The sequence below is a fragment of the Bradyrhizobium sp. CCGUVB4N genome, from assembly GCF_024199945.1.
Classification (GTDB): domain Bacteria; phylum Pseudomonadota; class Alphaproteobacteria; order Rhizobiales; family Xanthobacteraceae; genus Bradyrhizobium.
In genome coordinates this window covers 3,556,386-3,568,515 of the sequence record NZ_JANADP010000001.1, presented here as the reverse complement: position 1 = coordinate 3,568,515, position 12,130 = coordinate 3,556,386, and the positions used below count along the sequence as shown (strand labels likewise).

The 12,130-nt window shown below is 65.0% G+C and carries 12 protein-coding genes; 1 reads left to right on the top strand and 11 read right to left on the bottom strand.

All coding sequences use genetic code 11. From position 1 onward, the window contains the following. Position 1: 1 nt before the first annotated feature. Positions 2 to 577, bottom strand: coding sequence for a cytochrome c oxidase subunit 3 family protein (locus tag NLM31_RS16120; RefSeq protein WP_254192848.1), 576 nt, complete (start codon positions 575 to 577; stop codon positions 2 to 4). Positions 578 to 708: 131 nt separating this feature from the next. Here NLM31_RS16120 and NLM31_RS16115 point away from each other — a divergent pair, with 131 nt between their 5' ends. Further along, the gene (locus NLM31_RS16115) at positions 709 to 864 is read left to right on the top strand and encodes a hypothetical protein (protein ID WP_177195871.1); all 156 of its coding nucleotides are present in this window, start codon (positions 709 to 711) and stop codon (positions 862 to 864) included. 111 nt (positions 865 to 975) lie between these two features. On the opposite strand, the gene mmsB is transcribed toward NLM31_RS16115, so the two are convergent. The 10 genes from mmsB to NLM31_RS16065 all read right to left on the bottom strand — a co-directional run bounded on the left by mmsB (position 976) and on the right by NLM31_RS16065 (position 12,112). Continuing rightward, positions 976 to 2,166 (bottom strand): multiple monosaccharide ABC transporter permease, encoded by a 1,191-nt coding sequence (gene mmsB / locus NLM31_RS16110; RefSeq protein WP_254192847.1) that lies wholly within the window; start codon positions 2,164 to 2,166, stop codon positions 976 to 978. Continuing rightward, positions 2,163 to 3,740: a multiple monosaccharide ABC transporter ATP-binding protein gene (gene mmsA, locus NLM31_RS16105; RefSeq protein ID WP_254135349.1), complete on the bottom strand. Its 1,578-nt coding sequence runs from the start codon at positions 3,738 to 3,740 to the stop codon at positions 2,163 to 2,165. Before mmsA ends, mmsB begins: the two co-directional genes overlap by 4 nt. Before the next feature lie 63 nt (positions 3,741 to 3,803). Continuing rightward, on the bottom strand, positions 3,804 to 4,877 hold the full coding sequence (gene chvE / locus NLM31_RS16100; protein WP_254130292.1) for a multiple monosaccharide ABC transporter substrate-binding protein: 1,074 nt from the start codon (positions 4,875 to 4,877) through the stop codon (positions 3,804 to 3,806). 74 nt (positions 4,878 to 4,951) lie between these two features. Further along, positions 4,952 to 5,830: an SMP-30/gluconolactonase/LRE family protein gene (locus NLM31_RS16095; protein WP_254196198.1), complete on the bottom strand. Its 879-nt coding sequence runs from the start codon at positions 5,828 to 5,830 to the stop codon at positions 4,952 to 4,954. Beyond that, positions 5,830 to 6,906 carry an aldose epimerase family protein gene (locus tag NLM31_RS16090; RefSeq protein WP_254192846.1) on the bottom strand — a complete coding sequence of 359 codons (1,077 nt, stop codon included), beginning with the start codon at positions 6,904 to 6,906 and terminating at the stop codon, positions 5,830 to 5,832. Before NLM31_RS16090 ends, NLM31_RS16095 begins: the two co-directional genes overlap by 1 nt. A 2-nt stretch (positions 6,907 to 6,908) precedes the next feature. Continuing rightward, on the bottom strand, positions 6,909 to 7,835 hold the full coding sequence (locus tag NLM31_RS16085) for a Gfo/Idh/MocA family oxidoreductase (protein WP_254192845.1): 927 nt from the start codon (positions 7,833 to 7,835) through the stop codon (positions 6,909 to 6,911). A gap of 2 nt (positions 7,836 to 7,837) precedes the next feature. Further along, positions 7,838 to 8,608: a FadR/GntR family transcriptional regulator gene (locus NLM31_RS16080; RefSeq protein ID WP_254192844.1), complete on the bottom strand. Its 771-nt coding sequence runs from the start codon at positions 8,606 to 8,608 to the stop codon at positions 7,838 to 7,840. Then, positions 8,605 to 9,585, bottom strand: a complete 981-nt coding sequence (gene yjfF, locus NLM31_RS16075) for a galactofuranose ABC transporter, permease protein YjfF (RefSeq protein WP_254192843.1) — start codon at positions 9,583 to 9,585, stop codon at positions 8,605 to 8,607. The genes NLM31_RS16080 and yjfF overlap by 4 nt, the downstream gene beginning before the upstream one ends. Then, the gene (locus tag NLM31_RS16070; RefSeq protein ID WP_254130287.1) at positions 9,582 to 10,574 is read right to left on the bottom strand and encodes an ABC transporter permease; all 993 of its coding nucleotides are present in this window, start codon (positions 10,572 to 10,574) and stop codon (positions 9,582 to 9,584) included. Before NLM31_RS16070 ends, yjfF begins: the two co-directional genes overlap by 4 nt. Continuing rightward, entirely contained in the window at positions 10,571 to 12,112 is a 1,542-nt protein-coding gene (locus tag NLM31_RS16065) for a sugar ABC transporter ATP-binding protein (RefSeq protein ID WP_254192842.1), read from the bottom strand. The genes NLM31_RS16070 and NLM31_RS16065 overlap by 4 nt, the downstream gene beginning before the upstream one ends. Positions 12,113 to 12,130: the final 18 nt, after the last annotated feature.

The following is a 12,130-nucleotide window of genomic DNA, read 5'->3' as shown; positions in this document are numbered from 1 at the left end:
GTCATCGCACCAGATAGAGAATCGGGAACATGACGATCCAGACCAGATCGACCATGTGCCAGAACGCGGCGCCGGTCTCGACACCTACCGTCTCGGCGCGGCGGCAGACCACGGCGAGGATCACGATGCCGAGGCCGACGTGCAGGAGGTGAAAGCCCGTCAGGAGAAAGTAGAGCGTGAAGAAGGTGCTGGTCTCCAGGCCAATGCCGCGACCGATCTCCCCGGCATATTCGGCAAGCTTGATGGCGATGAAGAATCCGCCGAGCGTCATGGCGATGAGGAGCCAGCGGCGCGATGCCCGCTTCTCACCGGCCCGCGCGGATCCTGTCGCCCGGGCCGCGGCCCAGCCGCTGGTCACCAGCACGATCGTATTGAGCCCGGCAAGGCTCGAATCGAGCGCCGCCTGCCCCTCAGCGAACAGCGCCGGATGGATCGCACGCGCGACCACGAACGCGCCGAGAAACAGGCCGAACGCGGCGAGCTCGCTGAAGATCAGCACCCAGATCATGGGATCGCCGGGGAGATCTTCCAAAATCCCCCAACCGGATCCCGGTTGCTCGCACTCCGCCGCCGACATCTGCTCTTCCGGATCAGGACACCGGCCAGCCATAGCTCACCGATCCAGTTCGGAATTTGTCGCAGGACAAACTGGAAGACGCTGGTGCGCGGTAAGAACCGCCTCAGCGTTTCACGGAGCAGCGAACAAGGATGAGCGAAGCACAACTCGGGCTGATGACCGCGACGCCGATCATCATCGTGTTCGCGATCGCGTTGCGGAAGATGGGTGTGCTGTCGACGGTGGCGACCGTCTCAGCGGTGAGCCTCTCCGTCGCCATCGCGACGGTGCTGTTCACGACGCAATAACAGCTGCCGGATGGGCCAAGCGAAGCGTGCCCACCACTTCTCTCTCATCGGGGACAGACGGTGGGCACGGCGCGCTGCGCCTTTGCCCACCCTACGGCATCGCCGATATAGCTACCGCCGCTGATTGTAAACGTCGATGCACACGGCTCCGAGCAACACCAGGCCCTTGATGACCTGCTGGTAGTCGATGCCGATGCCGAGGATGGACATGCCGTTGTTCATCACGCCCATGATCATGGCGCCGACCACGGCGCCGCCGACGCGCCCGACGCCGCCATAGGCCGATGCGCCGCCGATGAAGCAGGCGGCGATGACGTCGAGCTCGAAGCCGAGGCCCGCTTTCGGGGTCGCGGTGTTGAGGCGGGCTGCGAAGACGAGCCCGGCGAGCGCGGCCAGCACGCCCATGTTGACGAAGGTGAAGAAGGTCAGCCGCTCGGTCTTGATGCCCGACAGGCCTGCCGCCTTGGCGTTGCCGCCGACGGCATAGATCTGACGGCCGATCACGGTACGGCGGGTGACGAAACCATAGAGCGCGATCAGGGCGCTCATGATCACCAGCACGTTGGGCAGGCCGCGATAGGTCGCGATCAGATAGGTGAAATAGAGCACCGCGAGGGCCAGCACGACACTTTTGCCGAGAAAGAAGCCAAAGGGCTCGACCTCGATGCCGTGCGAGACCTCACGCGCGCGGCCCTTGGCGCTGGCGTAGACCAGACCCAGCGCCAGCACCGCGCCGATCAGCATGGAGGTCGGATGCAGCGTGCCGGCCTCGGGCAGCAGTTCCGGAATGAAGCCCGACGACAGCTTCTGGAAGGTCGACGGGAACGGGCCGAGCGACTGGCCCTGCAACACCGCGAGCGCGAGGCCCTTGAACACCAGCATGCCGGCCAGGGTCACGATGAAGGACGGGATCTTGAAATAGGCGACCCAATAACCCTGCGCGGCGCCGATGGCCGCGCCGACAGCGAGGCAGATGAGGAAGGCGAGCGTGTAGTCGACCTTGTAGGTCACCATGAGCAGAGCGGCGACCGCACCGACGAACCCCGCGACCGAACCGACCGACAGGTCGATATGACCGGTGACGATCACCAGCAGCATGCCCAGCGCCATGATGACGATGTAGCTGTTCTGCAGCACCAGATTGGTCAGGTTGAGCGGCTGCAGCAGCGTACCGCCGGTCATGACCTGGAAGAACAGCATGATCGCGACCAGCGACATCAGCATGCCGTAGTTGCGCAGATTGTTCTTGATGAAGCTGCCGTGGCGGCGCTCCTCGGGCAGCGAAACCGTCTTGTCGGTCATGGCTGCGATCCTCCCATCTCCGCGGCCTCGACCGCGCCGTTACCGTTGCTTCGTTCGTTGCGCATGATGGCGCGCATGATCTTTTCCTGTGTCGCCTCGGCGCCCGGGAACTCGCCGACAAAGGCCCCGTCGTTCATGACGCAGATGCGGTCGCAGATGCCGAGCAGCTCGGGCATCTCCGAGGAGATCACCACCACGCCGCGGCCGGCTTCCGCAAGCTCGTTGATGATACAGTAAATCTCGTATTTGGCACCGACGTCGATGCCCCTGGTCGGCTCGTCCAGGATCAGCACCTTGGGGTCGGTCATCAGCCATTTCGACAGCACGACCTTCTGCTGGTTCCCGCCGGAAAGCTGGCCGGTCTCCTGGTAGACGTCGGAACAGCGGATCCGCATGCGGTTGCGGTAGTCGCTGGCGACCTTCAGCTCGGCGATGTCGTCGATCACCCGCCCCGGCGCGACCTGGTTGAGGCTTGCCAGCGTAATGTTCTTGCGGACGTCGTCGGCCAGGATCAGGCCGAGCTGCTTGCGGTCCTCGGTGACATAGGCAAGGCCGGCATCGATTGCAGCTGCGACGCTCGGCAGGGAGATCTCATGGCCTTCGAGGGCGATGCGGCCGCTGATATGGGTGCCCCAGGAGCGGCCGAACAGGCTCATGGCGAACTCGGTTCGGCCGGCGCCCATCAGCCCGGCGATGCCGACGACCTCGCCGCGCCTGACGCCGAAATTGACGTTCTTGATCACCTGCCGGTCGGGATGGATGGGGTGATAGACCGACCAGTTCGAAACCGCGAGCACGGGCTCGCCGATCTTCGCGCTTCGCTCGGGGAAGCGATGGGCGAGATCGCGGTTGACCATGCTGCGGATGATGCGGTCTTCCTGGATCGGCTCGGCGCGGCAGTCGATGCCGTCGACAGTGCGGCCGTCGCGCAGCACGGTAATGTGGTCCGCGACCTTGGCAACCTCGTTGAGCTTGTGCGAGATCAGGATCGAGCCGATGCCCTGCTCGCGGAATTTCATCAGGCGTTCCAGCAAGGCGGCGCTGTCGGCCTCGTTTAGGCTCGCCGTCGGCTCGTCCAGGATCAGCATCCGGACACGCTTGGACAGCGCCTTGGCGATCTCGACCAGTTGCTGCTTGCCGACGCCGAGATCGGTGATCAGCGTATCCGGCGATTCCTTCAGACCGACCTGCGCCAGCAACTCCTGGGTACGCTTGTAGACCTGGTCGCGATCGATCACGCCGAACTTTGATGGCGGATGCGAGAGAAAGATATTCTCCGCGATCGACATCAGCGGGATCAGCGCCAGCTCCTGGTGGATGATGATGATGCCGAGCGCCTCGGAATCGTTGATGTCGCGGAAGCGGCGTTCCTCGCCCTCGAAGACGATGGTGCCCTCGTAGCTGCCTGCCGGATAGACCCCGCTCAGCACCTTCATCAAGGTCGACTTGCCAGCACCATTCTCACCGACAAGGGCGTGGATCTGGCCAGCTTCGACCGAGAAATTGACGTCGCGCAGAGCCTGCACACCGGAAAAGCTCTTGCTGACGTTACGCATCTCCAGCATGGCGGTCATTGCGTTGCGTCCCATCCGTTAGATCCCTCCCCCCGCGAACGGGGAGAGGGAAACTCGAGAGTCTTACTGGAACTGCGACTTCTTGTAGTAGCCGCTGTCAACCAGGGTCTTCTCCCAATTGTCCTTATACACCACGACCGGCTTCAGCAGATAGGACGGCACGGTTTTGGAGCCGTTCTCATAGGTCTTGGTGTCGTTGACCGTCACCTGCTTGCCGGCCAGCGCGGCGTCGACCATGTCGGCGGTCACCTTGGCGAGATCGCGGGTGTCCTTGAAGATGGTCGAGTACTGATCCCCGCGCAGCATGGCCTTGATCGAGGGCACCTCGGCATCCTGTCCCGAGATGATCGGCATCGGCTGATCGGCGCTGCCATAGCCCACGCCCTTCAGCGAGGAGATGATGCCGATCGAGAGGCCGTCATAGGGCGACAGCACCGCGTTGACCTTCTTGTTGCCGTAGTAGGCACTGAGCAGGTTGTCCATGCGGGCCTGGGCGGTGGCGCCGTCCCAGCGCAAGGTCGCGACCTTGTCCATGCCCATCTGACCGGAGGCGACCACGAGCTTGCCGCTGTCGATATAGGGCTTCAGCACGCTCATCGCGCCGTTGTAGAAGAAGTAGGCGTTGTTGTCGTCGGGCGAGCCGCCGAACAGCTCGATGTTGAACGGACCCTTGCCTTCCTTGAGGCCAAGCCCCTTCTCGATCGATTCCGCTTGCAGCACGCCGACCTGGAAATTATCGAAGGTCGCGTAATAGTCGACATTCGGCGTGCCGCGGATCAGGCGATCATAGGCGATCACGGTGATGCCCTTTGCCTTGGCCTGCTTGAGCACGTCGGACAGCGTGGTGCCGTCGATCGCGGCGATCACCAGCGCCTTGGCGCCCTTGGTCACCATGTTCTCGACCTGCGAGAGCTGGTTCGGGATGTCGTCCTCGGCATATTGCAGGTCGGTGTTGTAGCCGCGCTCCTTCAGCACCTTGACCATGTTGTTGCCGTCGTCGATCCAGCGCGCCGAGGATTTCGTCGGCATCGCGATACCCACGGTCGCCTTGTCCTGGGCGGAGGCGGTGACGCCTGCGGCCATCGATGCAGCACCGGCCAGCGCCAGTGCGAGAAATGTCGTCTTCAATTTCAACATGCTTCACTCCCTTTGGGTGTCAGATTGCTTCTTAGTGTCGTCGAGAACAGAGGTAAAGGTCGGCTTGGGATCTCCTATGCGAGCTTGACGTCGGGCTCCGCGCGACCGCGCGCGGAGGCTTGTAGCAGAAAGGTGCAACCGGCCTGTGGATCGGCGGCGCGCGCCTCCGCATCCATATCCTGCCAGGCCGAGGTGACGAGCAGGCGCGACAGATCGGCGCCGACGAAAGCGGGACAGCTCGCCTGCCTGGCCGGCACCCGCAACGAGCGCAGGTGCTCGCCTTGCGGCGAGTAGACATCGACGCGGCCCGCGCCCCAGCAAGCGTTCCAGATTTGCCCATCGGCATCGCACACGGAGCCGTCGAGCCCGCCGATGCCGGTGTGGCGCAGCAGCACCTCCGGCTCGCCGCGCGGCAGGCCGGTGGCGGGATTGAGCGGCACCGCATAGAGCACGGCGCGCGCGGTATCGGTGAAATAGCCGGTCGCGCCATCGGGCGAGAAGCAGATCGAGTTGGGAATGCTGATGCCGGGAAACAGCGTCGAGATTTTACCGCGGTGCAATGCGTAGATCGCGCCCGCCCCCCGCTCGGCCTTGCGTCCCATGGTGCCGATCCAGAACGTGCCGGATTGATGGACGCGACAATCGTTGGAGCGCGTCGCGGGATTATCCGCCTCGAGCGGGCAGAACAGCGTCATCGCGCCATCGGCGAGCGTGCGGACGTAACAACCATCTTCCGCGACGACCAGCTGGCGTTCGGCATCGATCCGTCCAAGCGCGCTCGCCATCCGGCCAAGCGCATGGACACGGATTGTGCCACCGCCGAGATGCGCCTCGAACAGGCGTCCCTCGCGAATATCAAACCACCACGCGGTATCGGTGGCGACATCGTAGGTCGGACCTTCACCGAGGTGACAGTGTTCGGCGGAGAGAACCGAGGTCGGCACCTCTTCCATCATGGCGTCCTCACGGCAAAGCGATAGACGGTGTGATGCCGATAGACGCCGCCGGGATCAAGGCGCGGGCTCGGAAAATCAGGCCGGTTCGGTGAATTGGGCCACATGTGGGGCTCCAGGCACAACGCATCCGACTGCCGGATCAGCTTGCCGCCCTTGCCTGAGATCGTGCCGTCGAGATAGTTGCCGGAATAGACCTGCAAGCCGGGCTGATCGGTCAGCAGTTCCATGATCCGCCCCGACTGTGGCGCCTCCAGCCGGGCCGCGAGCGCAAGCTTGCCGTCGCGCGCGAGGCAGTAGGTGTGGTCGTAGCCCTTGCCGTTGCGCAATTGCTGATCGTTCTCGCGGATGCGCGCGCCGACCGCGTGGGCCTCACGAAAATCGAATGGCGTGCCCGCCACTGCGCGCGGCGGCTCCGGCAGCGGAATCGCAGTGGGGTCGATCGCCAGGAAATGCTCGGCCTCAACCGTCAGCCTGTGATCGAGGATGGACTTGCCCGAGGTCGCGCCTTCCAGATTGAAGAAGCTGTGGTTGGTCAAATTGACGATGGTCGGGCGGTCGGTCCGTGCCTCCATCGTCAGCGACAGCTCGGTCGGGCCGGTGACGCGATAGGTCAGGCGTACATCGAGCTTGCCGGGATAATTCTCCTCGCCATGCGGGCTGGTGTAGGTCAGCGTGACTGCGGGGCTGGCGCCATCGTCGAGCTCGGCAATGTCCCAGAGCTTGCGGTCGAAGCCATCGAGGCCGCCATGCAGCGCATTCGGGCCGTTGTTGATTGGCAGCCGGAAGGTCTCGCCATCGAGCGAGAACTGCCCGTTGGCGATACGGTTGGCATAGCGGCCGACGGTCGCGCCAAAAAACTTCCGTTCGGCGAGATAGCCGTCAAAGGCATCATGGCCGAGCACGACGTCGTCGCAACCGCCCTTCGCGTCCGGCGCGATCAGCGCCTGGATCACCGCGCCATGGGTGATGATGCGAGCCTCGAACCCGCCCTCCCCGCGCAGCACGATGCGCTCGACCTTGCGTCCATCAGGCAGCGTTCCAAAAGCGTCTTTTGTTGTTCTTGAGCCAGCCATGTCTAGTCCACAAACGGTTCGACGATGTTGCGCCTGCCGAGCAGGAAAGCGTCGGCAACGAGACGAAGCGGCGCCAGGTCGACGTCGCTCGCGCCGGTCGCGGCGAGCTTGACGAAGCGCCGATACAGTTCGCGATATTCCTCATCAGGTGCGTCGGCGACAACCTTGCCGTCGACCGCCATGACCCTGCCGCCGCGGGACAAGGTCATCCGGCCTTCGTCGGTTTCGACCAGGATATCCCAGCTCTGCGGCCCGGTCTGGCGGAAGTCAAATTCAGCTGTGATCGGCAGGCCGTCGATATCGGTCAACGTCAAATTGGCGGCAATCGGCGACTGGCAATTGGCGGGAAAAGCGAGTTCAGCCGCGGTGACAAACACCGGCTTCGGCAGGATGCGGGTCAGGATCGACAACGCGTTGATGCCGGGATCGAACACGCCGAGCCCGCCCGGTTCCCAGATCCAGGCTTGGCCGGGATGCCAGACGCGGACGTCTTCCTTCCAATTGATATGCACCGATCTGATCCGCTGCGCAGCCAGCCATTCGCGGGCCGGCTCGACCGCAGGTGCATGGCGCGAATGCCAGGTTGCAAACAGGGTCCGGTCTGCCTCCACCGCCATCGCGATCAACGGACCGAGCTCGGCAACGCCGATGCCGGGCGGCTTCTCCAGCATGACATGCTTGCCCGCGGCGAGCGCCGCGGCAGCCTGGGCGCGACGCACCTGCGGCGGCGTGCAGAGCGACACCGCGTCGATCTGCGGTCCCTTCTCCAACAACTCCTCGACGGTCGCGAAATGCGGTACGCTCGGCAGCGATGCGTTGCGGCTCGCGATTGCAGCGAGCATCGCGCCTGGCACTGCGGCAATCGCGCCGACATGCTGGTCGCGCGCAATCTTGCCGAAGCCGACGATGGCGATGCGAAGTTCAGTCACGCTTATTCTCCACTTTCCGCAGACGGCAGCTGCTCGGCGGGGGCCGTCTCGATCTCGGTGCCCTCATGGCGGCGCATGCCGTTGTGAATGACGTAGACCATCGCCTCCGACGCCGCCCCGGCATCGCCGGACGTGATCGCGTCGACGATTTTCTGGTGCCAGAGCAGCACGGTATCGCGGTCCTCCGGCTCGACCGGGGCACTGAGCAGGAACGAGGCGCGCAGGGCGGCCTCGATCACATGCCCGATCGAGCGCATGAACAGATTACCCGATGCCCGCGCCACCGCAACGTGCAGTGCGAGATCGGCATCGGCAAAGCCGACGGAATCGGAAGCCTCCAGCCGCATCCGCTCCATGCTGCGGCGAAGCTCCGCGATATCCTCCTCGGACCGCTGCGCCGCCGCCAGCGCCGCGGCCCGCGGCTCGACCGCGAGGCGGATCTCGGCGAGGTCGTTGAGAAAACGCTTGTCGATGCCGGCGTCGAGATGCCAGGCCAGCACGTCGGCGTCGAACATGTTCCAGGCGGTGCGCTCGCGCACGACGGTGCCGACCCGCGCCTTGGTGGTCAAAAGCCCCTTGGCGACCAGCGTCTTCACGCTCTCGCGCAGCACCGGCCGCGACACGCCGAACATCGCGATCAGCTCGGCGTCACCCGGAAGCCGCGCCCCTTCGGCATAGCGGCTAGCGATGATGTCGACGCCGATTGAGCGGGCGACCTCCGCGTGGTTGGAATGGGCCCGCCGTGTCGGGATGACGACGATGCGCGAGGTCATGAGTCGGCTCCCGCGCGTTTCGCCACCGGCCGTCGCGCCAGCGCGACCAGCCCCTGCTGCAGGGCGATGAAGGCAAACAGCAAGACGCCGGTCGCGATCTTGGTCCACCAGCTCGACAGCGTCCCGTCGAAATTGATGTAGGTCTGGATCATGCCCTGAATCAGCACGCCGAGGAAGGTACCGATCACCGAGCCCTGCCCGCCCGTGAGCAGCGTGCCACCGATGACCACGGCCGCGATGCTATCGAGTTCGACGCCGACGGCAGAGAGAGAATAGCCGGCGCTGGTGTAGAAGGAGAACACGATGCCGGCGATGCCCGCAAGCAGGCTCGACAGCATGTAGATCTTCACTGTCATCTTGCCGACCGCGACGCCCATCAGGCTCGCCGTGGCCCGGCTGCCGCCGAGCGCATAAACGTTGGCACCGAACCGGGTGAGGTGCAGCAGCAAGGCACCGCCGATCACGATCACGAGCATGATGATCGCGATCGCGGTCAATCGCCCGCCCCCGGGCATGCGCAACGCGAAGTCCGAGACGGTCGAATAGACCGGCGCGGTGATCGGCACCGATTCCGTCGAGAGCAGGAAGCTGGCTCCGCGCGCCAGGAACATCCCGGCGAGCGTCACGATGAAGGGCGGCAGGTCGAAGACGTGGATGATCGCGCCCATAGCAGCGCCAAAGGCGGCCGAGAGTGCGAGGATGGCGACGAAAGCGACCAGCGGAGGCACGCCCCAGCGCTCGATCGCGAGCGCCACGAACACGGTGGTAAAGCCGATCACCGAGCCGACGGAGAGATCGATGCCGCCGGAGATGATGACGAAGGTCATGCCGGTGGCGACGATACCGAGGAAGGCGTTGTCGGTGAGGAGATTGCCGACCACGCGGGTCGAGGCGATGTTGGGAAACTGCAGCGCGCAGAGGGCGAAGCCTGCGACGAGGACGATGGCCGTGATCAGGACGGGCGGCAGGCCTTTCATGGTTTCGTCCTCCGCAGCCGCGCCATGATGCCGGCAAAGCCTGACAGTTTTGGCGATTGCAGCAACAGCACCGCGAGCACCACCACGGCCTTGACCAGCAGGTTGAACTCCGGCGGATAGCCTGACAGCAAAATGCCGGTGTTCATGGTCTGGATGATCAGCGCACCGAGCACCGCCAGGACAAGGCTGAAGCGGCCGCCGAACAGCGAGGTGCCGCCGATCACCACCGCAAGGATGGCGTCGAGCTCGAGCCACAGGCCGGCATTGTTGGCATCCGCGCCCATGATGTCGGCCGCAGCGATCACACCGGCGAGCGCGGCGCAGACGCCGCACCAGACATAGACCGCCAGAATCATCGCGCGCGTGCCGACGCCGGCAAGTTCGCTCGCCCGCGCATTGCCACCGGTCGCCTCGATCAGGAGCCCGAGTGCCGAGCCGCGCACCACCGCGCCGGTCAGGATCAGCATGCCGAGCGCAATCGCGATCGGCACCGGCACGCCGAGAATGGCGCCGTTGCCGAGCCAGACCAGATCCGGCGAGGTGAAGGTCACGATACGACCTTCGGTAATGAGCTGGGCGATGCCGCGACCGGCGACCATCAGGATCAGCGTCGCCACGATCGGCTGCATGCCAAGCACGGCGACGAGGAAGCCATTCCACAACCCGCAGACGAGCCCCGCGCCGAGCGCGGCCGCCAGCACCACCGGCAGGCCGTGGCTGTCGGCGAGGCTCGCGGCGATGGCGCCGCAGATCGCCATCACAGCGCCGACGGAGAGATCGATGCCGCGCGTCGCGATCACCAGCACCATGCCGAGCGAGAGCAGCGCCACCGGCGTACCGCGGTTGAGCACGTCGATCAGGCTGCCGAACAGTCGGCCGTCCTGGAGACGCAGATCGAAGAATTGCGGCGACACCACGCGGTCGACCGCGAGGATGACGATCAGCGCGAGGATCTGGGCAAGGCCGCGGCGCGGCAACAACGCTGTCATGCCCGGGCCTCTTGCATCGCTGCGCCATCGGCGGCGATGGCCGCGAGAATGTTGCTGACGTCGATGGCCTCGCCCGAGAGCTCCTCGACATGGGCACGATCGCGCAGCACGACCACGCGGTCGGAATAGGTCACGATCTCGTCGAGCTCCGAGGAGATCACGAGCAGCGCCAGCCCGTCGTCACAGAGCTCGCGGATCAGGCGAATGATCTCGGCATGCGCGCCGACATCGATACCGCGCGTGGGTTCATCCAGCACGAGCAGCCGCGGCGATGTCGCAAGCCAGCGCGCCAGCAGAACCTTCTGCTGATTGCCGCCGGAAAGCAGGCCGACCGGCCGTTCGGCATCGGGCGGGCGGATGTCGAGCATCTTGACGTAACGGCGCGCGAGCTCGTCCTGTTCACGGCGCGACAGCGGCCGATGCAGCCCACGCTTGGCCTGAAGCGCCAGCACGATGTTCTCGCGCACGGTGAGTTCGGCGACGATGCCGTCGGTCTTGCGCTCCTCCGGGCAATAGCCGAAGCCGTGGCGCACGCCATCGCGCGGCGATTGCAGCCGCACGGGCGCACCCTCCACCCTCGCCCGCCCGCCATCGGCGCGCTCGGCGCCGAACACCAGCCGCGCCGTCTCGGTGCGGCCCGAGCCGAGGAGGCCGGCGAGACCAACGACCTCGCCATGGCGTAGCTCGAGATTGAACGGGGCGACATAGCCGGCCTTGCCGTAATTCTCGAAGCTCGCACACACCTCGCGCGCATTCTGTTCGCTCGCCGCCGCCCGCGCGCTGGTGGTCTCGGCCAGCTCGCGGCCGAGCATCATCCGGATCAGTTCGAGCCGTGACAGCGAAGCGGTCTCGCGCTCGCCGACCAGGCGGCCGTTGCGCAAGACGGTGATGCGATCGGAGATCTCGTAGACCTGATCGAGGAAATGGCTGACGAAGACGATGCCAATGCCGCGCTTGGCCAACTGGCGCATGATGCCGAACAGGATCTCGACCTCATGACGGTCGAGACTCGCGGTCGGCTCGTCCAGGATCAGCACGCGGGCGGAGAGATCGACGGCACGCGCGATCGCGGTGACGTGCTGTATGGCCACCGAATAATTGCCGAGTGGCGCTGCGACATCGATATCGAGGCCGAACTCCGTGAGCAGCGCTTTGGCGCGGCGGCGCATTTCGCCCTCGCGCACGATGCCGAAGCGCATCGGTTGGCGGTCGAGAAACAGATTTTGCGCCACCGACAGGTTCGGCAGCAGGTTGACCTCCTGGTAGACGGTGGCAATGCCGGCTTGCACCGCGGCCTTGGCCGAGCGCGGCGCAACCTCTTCGCCGCCCAGACGGACAACACCGGCATCGCGCGGGAACACGCCGGTGACGACCTTGATCAGCGTGGATTTGCCGGCGCCGTTCTCGCCGAGCAGCGCATGGATCTCGCCGGCGCGAAGCGTGAAGCCGACCTCCTGCAACGCGCGCACCGCACCGAAGCTCTTGCTGATCCCGCGCACCTCCAACAGGGAAGGAGCCGGATCAAGGCTATTCTCCATAACGACGTCACTCCCACC